This window comes from Roseiflexus sp. (assembly GCF_057785375.1).
Map to the genome: position 1 here is coordinate 1 of NZ_JBYNRX010000042.1, position 16286 is coordinate 16286.

The window sequence follows — 16286 nt, forward strand, 5'->3', positions numbered from 1 at the left end:
GTCCGCCTGCGCGGACGGGAACGACAGTGTCCACGCAGGTGGACGCCCGGCGGAACGCCCGCCCGGCGCGACTTCAGTCGCCAGCCGAGGCGCATCGCAGCAGGGACGCGCTTTCTAGCCGCCTGACAATTCATGCCCGGACCCCTTTCCACTCGAAACGGCCTGGCTGAACCGGTCACAGGCGAGGTGGAGCGCATCACCGGGCAGAAGCCGATTTCCTTCCGGCAATATGCGCTGGATTACAAAGAGAACTGGCTATAACGCCAACAGTGTCCACAGCCCTTGCTGATAGGAAGATCAAGCGGATATTGGACAATCTCGTGATCGGCGTTGGCTGAGCCTGTCGAAGCCAACGCAGGTTGAGCCTGTCGAAACCAACCCCCACCGCACCACAGGTGCAGGCTCGATAGTCCAGGTTTTGGTTGATCTCCCTATGAGATCGTGCAAGCCTCTGCGGGGATTCCGCGTCCTGAGCAAGGGCTTATGAACATTAAGAATTAAATCCGGTAGAGCCCGCGCAGGCGGGCTTTGCTTTCCATAGCCCGCGACTTCAGTCGCCGGGCGGGTAGGCGGATAGCAGATTATTTTTTCGACAATCATCAGCCGCCGGGCGGGAATGGGACGCGGATGCCTACGGGTGCGACGGATGGTCGCGGATGCGCGCGCGATGCACGGCGACCAATCCGTGGGCATCCGTTGCGATCCGCGCCAATCCATGTCCGCCCACGGATGATGGGACGCGGATGCCCACGGGTGCGACGGACGGGCGCGGAGGCGCGTGCGATGCACGGCGACCGATCCGCGCTCATCTGTGTCCGCCCACAGATGACGGCGGGTAGGATCTGTGCGAAAATAATCCGGTAGCGTCGGGTCTGGCCCGTGCAGAGGCGGGCTGGCAACCGTCGGACGCCTCGAAGGAGCAAACCATGCCCAACCCGCCAATCGTGTTCGTCCCAGGGTTCGCCGGTTCATTCAACCTGCCGTTGCTGCTCGACTGGCGCGCGCCGTCGTTGAGCGGCTGGAACTTCCCGCCGTTCGTTGACTATGGCCGCGCGTTTGTGTCCGCCTGTGAGCGCGCCGGCTACACCCGCAACCGCGATCTGTTCGTGGCTTTCTACGATTGGCGCAAGTCGGTGACCGACAGCGCGACGACCTACCTGGCGCGCTGGATTGACCGCGCGAAGAGCGCGTCCGGCAGTTCGCGCGTCGCGCTCGTCGCCCACAGCATGGGCGGTCTGGTGGCGCGCACCTACGTCCAGAGCACCTCGTATCGCAATGACGTGGCGCACCTGATTACGCTCGGCACGCCGCATCGCGGCGCAGCCAACGCCTACTACCCGTGGGGCGGCGGCGATATCGATTGGGGCGGCATGGTACAGGCTGTCCTGAACGTCTATCTCTGGTATCTGGCGCGCATCCATCCGTTCCAGACGGGACTGAACCGGCTCAAGACCATCCGGACGCAGATCGTCGGTCTCAGGGATCTTCTGCCGCAGGACGATTATCTGTGCAGGGCGGGGTCGCCGCCGGTGGCGATCCCGGAAGATGAGATGCACGAACGCAATCTCTGGTCGGATGTCTGGAACACGCCGGGCGCGCTGGCGCTGCTGTTCAGCCGCACGCCGCTGACGACGATCAGCGGGCAGAACTTTGTGACGCTGGAACAGATCGAGGTTGGTCCCCCCCCCTCGCCACCCGGCACACCACCGGTCTACCCCGATGGCGTGCCGCTTCGGCGCATTACGACCGCCGACGGCGACGGCACGGTGCTGCTCGCCAGCGCACAGGTGCAGGCACAAGGCGCGACGAATCGCCCGCCGGTGCAGATCGTCCACGACCAGTTGCCGGACAGGACTGTCGATCAGGTGTTGCAGATTCTGGGGGTCGCTGCTCCGCCGCCTGCGCCAGAGTCAGCGCCGGCGGCGCGGATGGTGATCATGGCAGCCTCACCTGTCGAGTTGACCATCGAAGCAATGCCGGGCGCGCCGGTCAGCGCCGTGCTCGGCGCGCCTGCGGTGCAACGGCGTGCGGCGCCGAGGGTGCGCTTCCGCAACTATGGACATCGCGGCAAGCCGTTGTACATGGCGATTATCGAGAATCCGCAGCCCGGCGGCTATCAGGTGCGCGTGCGCGGCACAGCGAGCGGCGCATTTTCGCTCGGAGCACTCACCATTGAACCTACCGCAGCGGCTGCTCCATCGGCGCTCCTGGGCGCAGCGACAGCGGAAGCCGCGTTGGGCGCGCCGGCAATCTCCGAGGCGGCAACGATGGAAGGCATGGTCGCCGCGCAGACGGAACTGGTCTACACTATCGAGTATCGCGCCCCGGGCGCCACGCCCGGCATGGCGTTCGATGCAGCCGCCACACTGCGTAACGCACAGGAACGCTTCCAGGCGGCGCGGCAGCCCGCGCCGCAGGGCGAAGCGTCGCTATCAGCGTCGCTTGGCGCCGGTGCGCCGCCTTTTGTCGCAGAGGACATCGCCCGGTTGGCGGCTAATCCGGCAGCGGTCACCCGCCTGACGCGGGAAATCGCGCAATCGATCGGCGCCCACGACCCGGCGCTGGCAGCCGGATTGATCGAACAGATCCACGAGGCGGTGAAAGGGGGCGGGTAAGGCCGAGATGCGAAGGGGGGGCGAGGCGCCCGACGCGGATTCGCCGCCCAGCGGGGCGCGCACAACGTCGGGGCGCCGCTCGTGGGCGCCCGTGGTGCATCGCCATCGGTAGGGGCGCCGCTCGTGGGCGCCCGTGGTGCATCGCCATCGGTAGGGGCGCCCGACTGACATGCCAGCGCAGGGGATAACCGGTCTGGTAATACCGGTAGACCGATTTTGCGTCTTTATTCGTATGGCGCCCGCAGCCGTGGAGATGGATCCGCCATTGGACAAAATCTGGCTCCTGGTGCGCGCGATCGTCCCGCTGGCGGCGGTCGCGCTTGCCGTGCTTGTGGGACCGACGCTGCTGACGTGGTGGCTGCTTGGGGGACCATTCGGCTGGCGTCACGTGCTGATCGGCGGCGCGATCAGCCTGGCGCTGCTGGTGGGGGGAGCGCTCCTGTTTGGCTGGGTGATCGGGCGCATGCCAAAGTGACCCGGGTTTTGCGGGCGCACCTGCCTTCGCACCGTCAATCTTCCCAACGTCAACCTGCAATGGGCGACATTTCCACCCTAAAGACCCTTGAGGTCGGGCAAGGCGACTTGAGGGCGCAGGAACCGTGCCGCCAGCAATCTTCCGCCGCAGCGAGGAGTCGGGAACAGAGACCTCAAGGGTCGGGAAGGTTCGTTGACCTGCCTGCGTACAACGTTCAACCTTCAAACCCTCTCGCCTTCTCCCCTTTGCGATTGCCCACCCGCTGTTCGAGCGCATAGGCAATGCCCTGTTGCAGCGTCGGTTTGGCAACCATTTCGCGCATTTCGGCGCCAATGTGGACGAGGGTCTGAGCAATCTCGGGGCTGATGCCGGTCAGCACCACGCGCGCGCCAAGCATGCGCGCCGCCTGCGCTGCGCGGATGAGCGCCCCGGCGACTTGCGTGTCCACCACTTTGACGCCGGTAATGTCGAGAATGGCAATCTCGGCGCTGTGCTCGGCAATGCCCTGGAGCAGCACTTCCATAATCTGCTGCGCGCGCATGGTATCAATCGTTCCGATAATCGGCATCGCCACCACGCCATCGGCGATCGGCATCAGTGGCGTGCTCAGTTCGCGCAGCGCCGCCTGCTGCGCCTGAATGATCTGCTCCTGCATCGCCTGCCGCTCCCGTTCGGCGCGCTTCTGCTTCGTCACATCGCGTGATACCACGAGAATATCGTTATTGCTAAACAGCATGCGCGCTTCAAAATCGCGCGGCTGATCGTTGATCAAAATCTGATACTCGTATGTCTGCATCTCGTGCGTGCGCTTGAGCGCTTCCATGTGGGTGGTCACCTGTTCAGCAAGATGAGGCGGCAGGACCTCCGCGACCTTCCTGTTGAGGAACGCTTCGGGCGGAAGCAAAAGATCGCCGCTGCTGTCCGTTTTGTAGTCCAGGAAAACGCCGTCGTGGCTGATCAGAAACATAAGATCGGGGATGGCGTTGAGCAGCGCGCGGTTACGCTGTTCGCTCTCGCGCAGGTTTTCTTCGAAGTGCAGTTGTTCGGTGATGTCGCGATTGATCGACGCATAGCCGATTACGTTGCCGTGCCCATCGCGCAGCGCCAGCGCTGATACCTGCACCGTAACGACTGAACCATCGCTCCGCAGATAGCGGACCGTCTCGCGCGGCGTATCACTTTGCGCCACCTGCTGGGCGATGGCGCTTAACTTCTCCAGATCGTCAGGGTGCGTGATCGCAGGCACCGTTTTCCCGATCAGACTGGGGTATCCCAGCATGGCGGCGAACGCAGGGTTGGTGTAGGTCAGCACCATGTTCGTGTCGGCGATGCCAATCCCGTCGGGAGCGTTCTCCACCAGCAACTTGAACGTGCGCAGTTCGTTTTCCTGCCGCTTCAGGTCGGTGATGTCCTCGTACATGCCTAGAACGCCGATGACTTCTCCGTCGCGCTGCAATGGAACCTTGCTGGTGCGCAGCCAGATCGTCGAACCATCGCTGCGCGTGAGCGGTTCTTCGATGTTGATCTTCGGTCCTTGCTCCATCACTGCGCGGTCGTCTGTCTGATACGCCGATACCTGATCCTTCCACGGCACGTCGAAATCGGTCTTGCCGATGATGTCATCAACCGAGGTCAAACCGGCGTCTGCCAGGCAGCGCCGGTTACAACCGAGGAAGCGCGATGCGCGATCTTTCCAGAAGACGGCTTGTGGTAAGTTGTCGATCACCAATTGCAACATGGTGCGGCTTTCGCGCAGTTCGCTACGCAGCCGGTGAAGTGCGCCGATGTCGTATGCAATTGAGGTGGCGCGCTGAATCTGCCCCTGATCATCGTAGTGCGGGGTGATCGACCAGAGTTTGTGGGAAACGGCGCCGTTGCGGTGTACCACCCGGTTTTCTATCACAAATGAGTGATCATGACGTTGCACATGCTCAACGAATGCTCGCCTGGCGTCGTCGAGGTCGTCTGGATGGACGAATTCGAGCGATGAACGACCGATACACTCCGCTGGGGGATACCCGAAAACACGTTGAGCGGCATGGTTCACATACGTGAGCAAACCATTTGCGTCGACTTCGGTAATGAGAAGATCGGTGTCTTCGACGATGGTGCGGAAGCGCACCAGATCGCGCTCGAGTTGCGCGACCTGTTCGCGCAAGCGCTCACACTCTGCAAGCAGTGCTGTTGTGTCTGCGGCGGCATTGGCGTCCATAGGCGTACTCCTCTGGCAATCGTGATAGTGTGGCGAAATGGGTCCATCACTCCGTGTACGGCATTACAAATGTGGTTGCTAACTGGTATGCCACAGCACAGGGTGGCGACGGGGAAGCGGCGTAGCATCGCCTGCCGATTGCACACGGGGCAAATCGAAGCACCTGAGCGTGTAGTATAGCACAAAATATGGCGAACAATTTTACAGACGAGGGTGCGCTATCTGCGTTGTTACGAAACACCGTATTGCAGCACGTTGCACGGGTAGTGACATTTTGCGGGCATTAGTCATGCGCTGTTACAAAACGCCGTATTGCAGCACGTTGCACGGGTAGTGACGTTTTGCGGGCATTAGTCATGCGTTGTTACGAAACGCCGTATTGCTGCGAGCGGACATGCGTGTTCCCACTGAACGCACGAAGCCTCGCTGGTGTAGGGCCAGGCAGATGCGCGCGTGCTGGAGAGAGGGGGCTGTCTGATGATGACGCTCAGGAAAGTTTGCCACGAGTATCAGCGGCAGCCAAATGGCGCCAGCAGGCGATTGCTTAGAGCCTATCCAGGAAAGATCCTTGGGCAGGCGAAGGCATTGGCTTCGCCTACCCGGTCGCACTTCAGTTAGCGGTTTTTCGGACAGGCTCTTATTATCGGCGGGATCGCCTGGCAACCCACCAGAGCACGCTTCCGCCGGCAACCAGCACGACCAGACCTCCCGCCGCCCCCAGCGCCAGGTAGAAGAAGAGCGATGCCGGCTCTCCCAGGGCAGGCGCTGCCGTCGTTGGATCAGGCTGTGCGCCCAGGCGCTCGTCGAGCAGGTAGCGCCAGGTGCCGAAACTCTGTGCGCCTGTCAGCACATCGCCACGCTCTGGACCGCCGGGCCAGCGCAGAATGTAGGCAGGTGTTCCGCGCAAACCACGATTGCGCGCTTCCTCGATGTCTGCCGCAATCGCCTGATCGGTGGCCGGATCGCGGACGCACTCTTGAAGCGCGCTTGCGTCCAGACCAAGCTCATCGCCATACTGACGAAACACACGCTCCGACGCGGATGGATTGCCGCCCCATTCGCCATCGATGTACCCCTGGAACAAACGCCGGTGCATGGGCCAGAATTGTCCCTGCTGTGCGGCGCAGTGCGCATACGCTGCGGCGACCCGCCCTGCCGGATGCTGCGGCAGCGGATTGTCGCGGTAGAGGTAGTAAACCTTGCCGGTTTCGATGTATTCAGCAATCAGTTGCGGTTTAGCATCGCGCACGAATGAGGCGCATGCCGGGCATTCGTAGTCACTGTATTCGATGATGACCAGCGGCGCGTCGGGGTCGCCAAGCCCGCGCGGATCGGCGTTCCCCTGGGCTTGCGTGCGACTCGTCATCCATACAGAAACACTCAGCAGACAGATGAGCAGGACAATGGCAACGCGCCGGTGATATGTTGTCATACCTGCCTCGTAGTTTGGTGGATAAAGGATGTGCGAGGTTTGCGGGATCTGCTGCTGGTAAACATCTTACCATGGATTGGAGAGACATGCCAGCTTCAATGTTGCTCCGCTGTTGTGGAACGGTGCACAGGCGGGCGCGGCGACCGCGCGGGCATGAATGCTGGCGCTGAACGAACGAAGCCCCGCTGGCGCGGGGCTGGGGGTAGGCGTCCTTTTTGCCCCGCTGCCCTGGCGCGGTGTGGATGCAGGCGGGACGCCTGCGCTCCCAGGAGGCGGACGGGACGCGCGCGCTCCCAGGAGGCGGGCGGGACGCGCGCGCTCCCAGGAGGCGGACGGGACGCCTGCGCTCTCAGGAGGCGGGCGGGACGCCCGCGCTTCCAGGAGGCGGGCGGGCGCGGCGACCGCGCGGGCATGAATGCTGGCGCTGAACGAACGAAGCCCCGCTGGCGCGGGGCTGGGGGTGGGCGTCCTTTTTGCCCCGCTGCCCTGGCGCGGTGTGGATGCAGGCGGGACGCCTGCGCTCTCAGGAGGCGGACGGGACGCGCGCGCTCCCAGGATGCAGGCGGGACGCCTGCGCTCTCAGGACGGTTGCGCTTGTTCACGCGGGGGAGGGACGCGCGCTCCCAGGTTTCGCCCTGGAGCGGTGTGCAGGCGGGGGAACGCGCGTGCTTCCAGGCGTGTGGGTTGTCAAATGACCGTCATCTAAAGGAGGCGATGAGATGCCGGACGATCTCAACCGCTTCGCTGATGCCATCTTCCGTCTGAGGGGAGAGGGAAGCGCCGAGATTGTCATGGACTGCCGGGATACGAATCAACCAGCTATGCGGTGACTGACCATACACTGTTGTGGCGAGTGAAAGCAGTCCTTCAGGAGAAGCAGTATGACCCATGGCACTCCAGGTGGCGCCAGGTGTCAGATGGGTCACCCGGACGATTGGGCATCCGCTTAAGTCGGCGTCGATGAAGATTGCCAGGTGCGCCTGCGCCAGCAGTGCTGCGTGTTCCGGCACTAATTGATGCTCCGATAGCACCTGTACATCTGGAATCTGAAGTGCAGCGAGACGCTCCGCTGCTACGCGACCGGCTGCATCGTCGCCGCGCAGGTCGTTGCCGTAGCCGATGATGATGACGGAGTATCCTGCCATGTGTGTGTCTGAGAACCGAGAACCGAGAACTGAGAACCGGAAATGCGTGCAACGGCAACCTACCGCCGCACTTCGTCGAGCACTGTGCCGTCGGCGGCAATGAGCGTCACCACTAGCGGCATTGTTCCAGCAGCGTGCGTCGAGCAACTGAGACATGGATCGTAGGCCCGGATGCCTGCTTCTACCCGGTTCAACGCGCCTTCGCTGATCCGGTCGCCTTTGACATAGTGCCGCGCGATCTGCGCGATCGTCCGGTTCATCGCCAGATTGTTGTGGCCTGTGGCGATGATCAGGTTGACGCTCTGGATCAGGCCGTGCGCATCAACCATGTAGTGGTGGAAGAGCGTGCCGCGCGGCGCTTCGCTTACACCGATCCCCTCAAACTGATTGACCCCTGCCTCGGCGCGCAATCGCAACGAATCGATGTCCGGGTCGTCGAGCAGCAATGAAATGCGTTCCAGCGCTGCCAGGATTTCGACCAGGCGCGCGTAGTGGTAGTAAAACGACGAGGTGGCGATACCGCCGGCGCGTTGCCGCATCTCTCCCAATTCGGCATCCGCCAGCAGGGTGCCGATGCGGGTGCAAATGTTCAGACGCGCCAGTGGACCGACGCGGTACATTCCGGCAGGATACCCGCGCGCCCGGTAGTAGGGCATTTTCAAGTACGACCAGGGTTCGACCGCTTCGGCAATAATGTCGCGGTAGCGCGACAGCTCGACCTGATCGGCAACAATCGCGCCGCCTGAGTCTACCACGCGCAAATGACCATCATAGTGTTCCCACTCGCCATGCGGTCCGACCAGTCCCAGGAAGAGCGATGGGAAATTGCCAAAGGTTGCCGCCTCGTCGTGGTGCGTGTCGAGCAGGGTCTTGAAGCGACGCAGCGCGTCGAGCACGGTCGCGCGCGCTTCGGGCAGCCGTTGGGCGATGTCGGCGCGTTGTGCAGCAGTTGGCGCTGAACGAACGCCGCCGGGCACGGCCCACGCCGGATGGATTTTGCTGCCGCCAAGCATGGCGATGATGTCCTGCCCAAACTGCCGCAGCCTGATGCCCGCGCGCGCGAACATCGGATCGGCGGTCATCAGTCCGAAGACGTTGCGCCGTGCTGGGTCGCTGTCGAAGCCAAGCAGCAGGTCCGGGGCGCTGAGATGGAAAAAACTGAGCGCATGCGACTGCACGATCTGCCCCAGGTTCATCAGCCGGCGCAGTTTCTCGGCAGCCGGTGGAATAGTGACCGAGAGGAGCGCATCACCCGCTTTGGCAGACGCCAGCAGATGACTTACCGGGCAGATGCCGCAGATGCGCGCCGTAATACCGGGCATTTCCCAGAAAGGACGCCCTTCGCAGAATCGCTCGAAACCGCGAAATTCGGTGACGTGCAAGCGCGCTTCCTGCACGTCGCCGTTGTCATCCAGGTGGATGCTGATCTTTGCATGTCCTTCAATCCGGGTCACCGGATCAATGAGGATCTGACGAGTCATAGGCGTCTCGTATCCTCTCAACCAAACTTGATCATGTCGCGTCCGGCCAGATGGATAGCGCCGCCAGCCAGTGTCTGTTCGAGTAGTTCGCGAATGCGCGGTGCCGGTGGCGGACATCCTGGCAGATACACATCGACCGGAACAACTTTATGAACCGGCTGAACCCTGTCGAGCAGCGACGGTATGATGCCAGGAGTGTGGGGCATACAACCGCCCACGTCGGCTCGCTCGACATAGATGGCATGCAGCAATGGCGCCAGGTCGCCGAGCGGGTTGCGCAGCGCCGTGACATTGCCGGTGACGGCGCAATCGCCGAAGGCGATCAGGATGCGGGTTCGTTCACGCACCTGCCGGATCAGGCGCAGGTTGTCCTCGTTGGCAACGGCGCCCTCGACCAGCGCTACATCCACATGTTCCGGGTATTCCTTCACATCGGCGAGCGGGCTGTACACCAGATCGATGTGCTGTGCCAGTTCAAAGAGCCACTCATCGAGATCCAGGAACGACATGTGGCACCCTGAACATCCACCAAGCCAGATTGTCGCCAGTCGTATTTTTTCCACAATCGCCCTCGCATAGTACGGGCGCCGCGGTGGGCGCCACGCCCGAAGCCACCATTGTAGGGGCGCCGCAGTGGGTCGCCGCGTCCGATGACGCGCGATCGTCGGGTTTTTGGATGGACGCTCACCAGCGCTGTTCGCGCGCAGCGACAATGTAGGCAATCTTGTGACGATCGCGCTCCATTTCACCAACCGTCGCGCCGCGACGGAAGATCGCCCCCGTCGGGCAGGCAAGCACGCATTTGCCGCACGAGGTGCAACTGCGCGCCTCGCCCCACGGCTGGCGCATGTCCGTAATCACCCGCGCATCGGCGCCGCGCCCCGCTACGTCCCAGGTATGCACCCCTTCGACTTCGTCGCACACGCGCACACACCGGGTGCAGAGAACGCAGCGGTTGTGGTCGATGCCGAAGAGCGGATGGGAAATATCAACATCGCAGCGCGGAAAGGCGTAATCGAAACGCACATGGTCCATCCCAACCGCAATGGCAAGGTCTTGCAGTTCGCAGTGGCCATTGGCGACGCACACCGCACACACGTGATTGCGTTCGGCGAAGAGGAGTTCGATGATCATCCGGCGATACTCGCGCAGACGCTCGGTATCGGTGCGCACAATCATCTCTTCGACCACCGGCGTCACGCATGCCGGGCGCAGGACACGACTGCCTTCGATCTCGACCAGGCAGAGCCGGCAGGCGCCGACGCTGCTCACGCCATCGAGGTGACAGAGCGTTGGAATGGAGATGCCATGCTCACGCGCCGCCTGGAGAATCGTTTCACCTTCTCGCGCGCTGATCAGTTGGTCATTGATCGTAAACGTTCGCGCAGCCATCGCTTTTCCTTCCCAATAACCCCCGACCCTCTGCCCTCTACCCTCTGCCCTCTATCCTCTGCCCTCTACCCTCTGCCCTCTGCCCTCTGACCAACGCCTCATACTCCTCGCGGAAATATCTCATCGTACTCAGCACCGGGTTCGGCGCCGATTGACCAAGACCGCAGAGGCTGGTTTCTTTAACCATCAGACAGAGCTGTTCGAGTTGCGCGAGGTCGGCGGCAGTCGCCTGACCGGATCGGATGAGGTCGAGCATGTGCAGCATCTGTGCCGTTCCCGCGCGGCACGGAATGCACTTGCCGCACGACTCGTCCTTGCAGAACTCCATGTAGAAATGGGCAACATCGACCATGTTGGTCGCATCGTCCATCACCACCATGCCGCCCGACCCCATGATCGAGCCGACGCGCTGCAATGATTCGTAGTCAACCGGCGTATCGAGCAGCGCAGCGGGGATGCACCCGCCGGATGGTCCGCCCGTCTGCACTGCTTTGACCCTGCCTTCGGGCACGCCGCCTCCCATATCTTCGACGATCTGACGCAGTGTGACCCCCATGGGCACTTCGATCAAGCCGGTGTGGCGGATTTTGCCGGTCAGGGCGAACACCTTCGTCCCTTTGCTCGTTTCTGCGCCGATTGCGGCGAACCATTCGGCGCCGTTGCGAATGATCGGCGGGATGTTGGCGAAGGTTTCGACATTGTTGATGAGCGTCGGCCTGCCCCACAATCCGCTTTCGGCGGGATAGGGCGGGCGCGGGCGCGGCTGTCCGCGCCGGCCTTCAATCGACGCCATGAGCGCTGTTTCTTCGCCGCACACGAATGCGCCGGCGCCGACGCGAATATCAACGCGGAAGGTGAACCCGGCGTCGAAAATCTGCGCCCCAAGCAGCCCCAGTCGCCGTGCTTGCGCAATTGAGCGTTGCAAACGCTGGATCGCCAGCGGATATTCGGCGCGCACATAGACGTATCCCTGGTCGGCGCCGACGGCATAGGCGGCGATTGCCATGCCTTCGAGCACCTTGTGCGGATCGCTTTCGATAATGCTGCGATCCATGAAGGCGCCGGGGTCGCCTTCGTCGGCATTGCAGACGACATATTTGCGATCGCCGTGGCTCTTGGCAACCGTCGCCCACTTCAGACCGGTCGGGTACCCGGCGCCGCCGCGCCCGCGCAGACCGCTGCGGGTGACGACATCGATCACTTCCGCCGGAGTCATATCGTGCAGCACGTGGTAGAGCGCCTGATACCCGCCGGCGGCAATATACGACTCGATGCGCTCCGGGTCGATCATGCCGCTATTTTCCAGAACGATCCGCTTCTGCAGGGTGAAGAAGGGATGTTGAGGATCGCCCTGCGGCGCCGTCGCCTCGCCGCCGTCGAGGGCTGCGACGATCGATGGCGCATCGGCGGCGCGCACATGCTCGTAGAGCACGCCATGCGGATCGACCTGCACCAGCGGACCGTGACCGCACAACCCCATACAGCCGACGCCAATAACCTCGATGTCGGTGCGATCCACTTCGGCAACCGCTTCTTCGAGCCGTTGTTTCAATGACAGCGCCCCCGCCGACTGGCATCCGAGCGCCGTGCAGCAGCGGATGCTGATCGGTCGCCGCAGAGCGTTTTCGTGTTCGGCAATTGCCAGGAGTTCGCTTATATCCATAGTGAGAACCAAGAACTGAGAACCAGGAACTGAGAACCAAGAACTGAGAACCAGGAACTGAGAACCAAGAACTGAGAACCAAGAACTGAGAACCAAGAACTGAGAACCAACCCACATTCAACGTTCAACGTGCAACCTTCAAAAAATGAAGCGCATTTCCTTTTTGTCCCTTTGTGACCTTCGTGGTTGCTTTTTGCAGTGAAGTCATAAATCCTTTTCCCTGAGGCGCTCCAGCCAGACCTGCACCTGCTCTGGGGTTTGATGACCGGTGACCGTGCCATCGAACACAACCGTCGGCGCGATACCGCATGCCCCCAGGCAACGCGCCGTTTCCAGCGACAGGCGACCATCCGGCGTGGTATGACCTGCTCTGACCCCCAGCGTCTGTTCGGCAGCCGCCAGGATGGCCGCTGCGCCACGCACATAGCAGGCGGTTCCGAGACAGACGACGCACGAATGCTCACCCTTCGGCGCCAGCGAGAAGAAGTGATAGAACGTCGCCACGCCGTACACCCGGCTCGGCGGCAGATGCAGGCTATGGGCAATATAGAGCAGCAGATCGGTCGAAAGATAGCCAAACAGTTCCTGCGCGCGGTGCAACACTTCGATCAGCGCGTCCGGGTGATACTGGTGTTTCTTCATCGTGGCTTCGAGCAGTTTGAACCGGTTGTCGCCACTGGGATGCGGCGTCTGCTCTGAAACGGGGGGCTGTGCGCGCGGAGCAGCCATTGGCGTATCCTCGTCGATACATCTTTTGCTCAGGGTATGCACATTGCTGTATCACTATACCATACCCGCCGCGCCCTGGCGAGAAAGGTTTGATTATCGGCAGATAACAGGCGACAACACGCCAGAAAGAGTTCTGGCATGGTATACTGAAACCATGATTCGCCTCTCGTTCATCACGCCCCTTGCCCTTGCACTCCTGGCGCTGATTCCGGCGCTGTGGGCTTTGACGCTGCTCACGCCGCGCCGCCTTGCTCCATGGCGCTTCTGGTCCAGTCTGGCGTTGCGCAGCGCTATCCTGCTTGCGCTCATCCTGGCGCTCGCCGGTACGCAGATCGTCCTGCCGGTGCGTGATCTGACAACCGTGTTCCTGGTGGATGTCTCGGATTCGATGACGCCGGTGCAACGCGAACGCGCCTTGCAGTATGTCAACGATGCGCTGGCTGTTATGCCCCCAGGCGACCAGGCGGCCGTCGTGGTGTTCGGCGATAATGCGCTGGTGGAGCGCGCCCCAGGTCCGATCAGCCCGCTGAGTCGCCTGACGTCGGTTCCGATCACGACGCGCACCAATCTGCAAGAGGCGGTGCAACTTGGACTGGCGCTCTTTCCGGCGGAAACGCAGAAGCGCCTGGTGCTCATCTCGGATGGCGGCGAAAATGCGGGGCGGGTGGCGGATGCGGCACAACTTGCAGCCATTCGCGGGGTGCCGATTGATGTGGTCTATCTGCCGGGCGAGCGGGGTCCCGACGTCATCGTCGCCGGGCTTAGCGCGCCGGCTGTGGTGCGTGAAGGGCAAGACCTCACCCTTCAGGCGAATATTACGTCGAATTATGCGACGAGCGGGCGCCTGCAAACCTTTGTCGATGGGCAACTGATCGGTGAGCAGGAACTGCCCATTCCCGAGGGATCGAGCACAATCGATATTCGTGTGCCATCAGGCGAGACGGGGTTTCGTCGTCTGGAGGTGCGCCTCGATGCCGATGGCGACACCGAGTCGCAGAACAATCGGGGAGCGGCGTTTACCGAAGTGCTCGGACCGCCGCGCCTGCTGTTGATTGCGGCAGATGAGTCGCGCGCCGCCAACTTGCGAGATGCGTTGCGCGCCGCCGAGGTGCGTGTCGACCTCTTCCCGCCCAATCAGGCGCCCGCCACTCTGGATCAGCTTGGCGCCTACGCTGGGGTGGTGATCGTCGATACGCCGGCGCGCGACATGCCACGCACCTTGATGGAGGCGCTGCCGGTCTATGTGCGTGAACTGGGGCGCGGAATGGCGATGATCGGCGGTGTGGACTCATTCGGCGCCGGCGGCTACCGGCGCACGTCGCTGGAACCGGTGCTGCCGGTGTTGCTCGATCCGCTCGACACGATGCAGCAACCTGATCTGGCGCTGGTGATGGTGATCGACCGGAGCGGCAGTATGGCGGAACTGGTGAGTGGAAGCCGGCGCAACCGGCTCGATCTCGCCAAAGAAGCGGTCTACCAGGCAAGCCTTGGTCTGACTCCCGTCGATCAGGTGGGACTGGTTGTGTTCGATGAGGTGGCAAACTGGGTGTTGCCGCTGCAACGATTGCCCTCGGTGGTTGAGATTGAACGAGCGCTCGGTTCGTTTGGCATTGGTGGCGGCACGAATATTCGACCGGGGATCGAACAGGCAGCACAGGCGCTGGCAGCTGCTGATGCAAAGGTCAAGCACGTCATTCTCCTGACCGATGGCATTGCAGAAAGCAACTACAGCGATCTGATTGCACAGATGCGCGCTGCTGGCATGACGATTTCGACAGTTGCAATTGGTGAAGACGCCAATCCCAATCTGGTCGATGTGGCCAATGCCGGGGGTGGGCGTTCCTATCGCGTGACCCGTGTCGAAGATGTGCCGCGCATCTTTTTGCAGGAGACGATCATCGCCGCCAGGCGCGATATTGTTGAACAGCACATCGAACCACAAGCGGGGCTTCCCTCGCCGGTCATCCGCAGTCTGGGCGGGTTGCCGCCGCTCTATGGCTACAATGGCACGGAAGTGCGCGAAGCGGCGCGCACATTGCTGTTTACGCCCGATGGCAAACCGTTGCTCGCACAGTGGCAATATGGTCTGGGGCGTGTTGTCGCCTGGACGAGCGACGCGCAGGGGCGCTGGGCAAGGGACTGGATCGCCTGGGATCAGTTTCCGCGCTTTGCCAGCGGGCTTGCCGATCTTTTGCTGCCGCCACGCGAAAGCGGTGCGCTCGAATTGCGTGCGACCGTCGTCGGTCCGCGCGCAGTTCTGGAATTGACCGCCCAGGATGAGCAGGGACGTCCACTCAACAATCTGGTCATTGCAGGGCGCGCCGTCGATCCGCAGAATCAGGGAACCGCGGTTCAGTTTCAACAGATCGGTCCTGGTCAGTATCGCGCGGTGGTCGATACATCGTCGCCGGGCGTGTATCTGGCGCAGGTGGCGGCGTCCGATGAAGAGGGGCGTCAGCTTGGCATTGCTGTGACCGGCATTGTGGTCAGTTACTCGCTGGAATACAGCGCGCAGCGTGAAAATCTGCCATTGCTCACCGAGGTGGCCAGCATCAGTGGCGGGCGGATCGATCCGCTGCCTGAAGCCGCATTTGTTTCACCCAACCAGAATGTCGGTTCGGTGCGCGAGATCGGTTTTCCGCTCCTCTGGCTGGCGCTTGTGCTCTGGCCCCTCGACATTGCTGTGCGGCGCGTGATGCTGCGGATGGAAGATGTGGCGCCGTGGCTCGAACGGCTCCGCCAGCGGCGTCGTTCCGCAGTTCCGCTCCCGGAGGCTACTGCAACAATGACACGACTTGGCGATGCCAAACGCCGTGCCACTGCTGTGCGTTTCGCGCCAACCCGCAACGACTCCGGCGCCGATCAGCCGGTCGCGCCATCTGCGACGACGCAGACCGCTCAGCCGCCGCGTCCCTCTTCGAATGCGCCTTCGCCGACCCCAAAAGCAGGTGTGTCCGAGTCACGCGCTAGACCATCTGAAGAGCGTCCAAAGTCGCCTGCATCGGCAGAAGAGCAATTTGCCCGGTTGCTGGCGGCGAAACAACGCGCACGACGCAAATCGGAGGATCGGTGATCTGCGGTAGGCCCCCACGGGTGTGATGGCAATACGGCGGGCGCGCCGTCGGCGTGGGGGCGGGTCACC

Annotated in this window: 11 protein-coding genes; 3 read left to right on the forward strand and 8 right to left on the reverse strand. The window is 62.3% G+C overall.

From position 1 onward, the window contains the following. The first annotated feature begins 926 nt into the window (after positions 1-926). Together AC3EA7_RS07980 and AC3EA7_RS07985 are read left to right on the forward strand one after the other, a co-directional pair. Entirely contained in the window at positions 927-2615 is a 1689-nt protein-coding gene (locus AC3EA7_RS07980; protein WP_488613511.1) for an esterase/lipase family protein, read from the forward strand. A gap of 253 nt (positions 2616-2868) precedes the next feature. Next, entirely contained in the window at positions 2869-3090 is a 222-nt protein-coding gene (locus tag AC3EA7_RS07985; RefSeq protein WP_488613512.1) for a hypothetical protein, read from the forward strand. 214 nt (positions 3091-3304) lie between these two features. Here the strand turns inward: AC3EA7_RS07985 and AC3EA7_RS07990 are convergent, their stop codons facing one another. The 8 genes from AC3EA7_RS07990 to hoxE form a co-directional block, all read right to left on the reverse strand. After that, positions 3305-5302 carry a PAS domain S-box protein gene (locus AC3EA7_RS07990; protein ID WP_488613513.1) on the reverse strand — a complete coding sequence of 666 codons (1998 nt, stop codon included), beginning with the start codon at positions 5300-5302 and terminating at the stop codon, positions 3305-3307. Positions 5303-5942: 640 nt separating this feature from the next. After that, on the reverse strand, positions 5943-6734 hold the full coding sequence (locus AC3EA7_RS07995; protein WP_488613514.1) for a DsbA family protein: 792 nt from the start codon (positions 6732-6734) through the stop codon (positions 5943-5945). A gap of 698 nt (positions 6735-7432) precedes the next feature. Then, positions 7433-7879, reverse strand: a complete 447-nt coding sequence (locus AC3EA7_RS08000; RefSeq protein ID WP_488613515.1) for a hydrogenase maturation protease — start codon at positions 7877-7879, stop codon at positions 7433-7435. Between the two features lie 59 nt (positions 7880-7938). Continuing rightward, positions 7939-9360 carry a Ni/Fe hydrogenase subunit alpha gene (locus AC3EA7_RS08005; RefSeq protein WP_488613516.1) on the reverse strand — a complete coding sequence of 474 codons (1422 nt, stop codon included), beginning with the start codon at positions 9358-9360 and terminating at the stop codon, positions 7939-7941. Positions 9361-9377: 17 nt separating this feature from the next. Next, positions 9378-9923 carry an NADH-quinone oxidoreductase subunit B family protein gene (locus AC3EA7_RS08010; RefSeq protein WP_488613517.1) on the reverse strand — a complete coding sequence of 182 codons (546 nt, stop codon included), beginning with the start codon at positions 9921-9923 and terminating at the stop codon, positions 9378-9380. Positions 9924-10044: 121 nt separating this feature from the next. Next, the gene (hoxU, locus tag AC3EA7_RS08015) at positions 10045-10752 is read right to left on the reverse strand and encodes a bidirectional hydrogenase complex protein HoxU (protein ID WP_488613518.1); all 708 of its coding nucleotides are present in this window, start codon (positions 10750-10752) and stop codon (positions 10045-10047) included. A gap of 37 nt (positions 10753-10789) precedes the next feature. After that, positions 10790-12415, reverse strand: coding sequence for an NADH-quinone oxidoreductase subunit NuoF (gene nuoF / locus AC3EA7_RS08020; RefSeq protein WP_488613519.1), 1626 nt, complete (start codon positions 12413-12415; stop codon positions 10790-10792). Between the two features lie 204 nt (positions 12416-12619). Further along, positions 12620-13144: a bidirectional hydrogenase complex protein HoxE gene (hoxE, locus tag AC3EA7_RS08025; protein WP_488613520.1), complete on the reverse strand. Its 525-nt coding sequence runs from the start codon at positions 13142-13144 to the stop codon at positions 12620-12622. Between the two features lie 154 nt (positions 13145-13298). Between hoxE and AC3EA7_RS08030 the strand changes: the two genes are divergently transcribed. Then, the gene (locus AC3EA7_RS08030; protein WP_488613521.1) at positions 13299-16217 is read left to right on the forward strand and encodes a VWA domain-containing protein; all 2919 of its coding nucleotides are present in this window, start codon (positions 13299-13301) and stop codon (positions 16215-16217) included. The last annotated feature ends 69 nt before the right edge of the window (positions 16218-16286 follow it).

Excerpts from the sequence above, each read along its gene's own strand:
- AC3EA7_RS08005 (WP_488613516.1), bottom strand. The coding sequence starts at position 9,360 with ATGACTCGTCAGATCCTCATTGATCCGGTGACCCGGATTGAAGGACAT.
- AC3EA7_RS08030 (WP_488613521.1), top strand. The coding sequence starts at position 13,299 with ATGATTCGCCTCTCGTTCATCACGCCCCTTGCCCTTGCACTCCTGGCG.
- AC3EA7_RS07980 (WP_488613511.1), top strand. The coding sequence starts at position 927 with ATGCCCAACCCGCCAATCGTGTTCGTCCCAGGGTTCGCCGGTTCATTC.
- hoxE (WP_488613520.1), bottom strand. The coding sequence starts at position 13,144 with ATGGCTGCTCCGCGCGCACAGCCCCCCGTTTCAGAGCAGACGCCGCAT.
- hoxU (WP_488613518.1), bottom strand. The coding sequence starts at position 10,752 with ATGGCTGCGCGAACGTTTACGATCAATGACCAACTGATCAGCGCGCGA.
- AC3EA7_RS07990 (WP_488613513.1), bottom strand. The coding sequence starts at position 5,302 with ATGGACGCCAATGCCGCCGCAGACACAACAGCACTGCTTGCAGAGTGT.
- nuoF (WP_488613519.1), bottom strand. The coding sequence starts at position 12,415 with ATGGATATAAGCGAACTCCTGGCAATTGCCGAACACGAAAACGCTCTG.
- AC3EA7_RS08000 (WP_488613515.1), bottom strand. The coding sequence starts at position 7,879 with ATGGCAGGATACTCCGTCATCATCATCGGCTACGGCAACGACCTGCGC.
- AC3EA7_RS07985 (WP_488613512.1), top strand. The coding sequence starts at position 2,869 with ATGGATCCGCCATTGGACAAAATCTGGCTCCTGGTGCGCGCGATCGTC.
- AC3EA7_RS07995 (WP_488613514.1), bottom strand. The coding sequence starts at position 6,734 with ATGACAACATATCACCGGCGCGTTGCCATTGTCCTGCTCATCTGTCTG.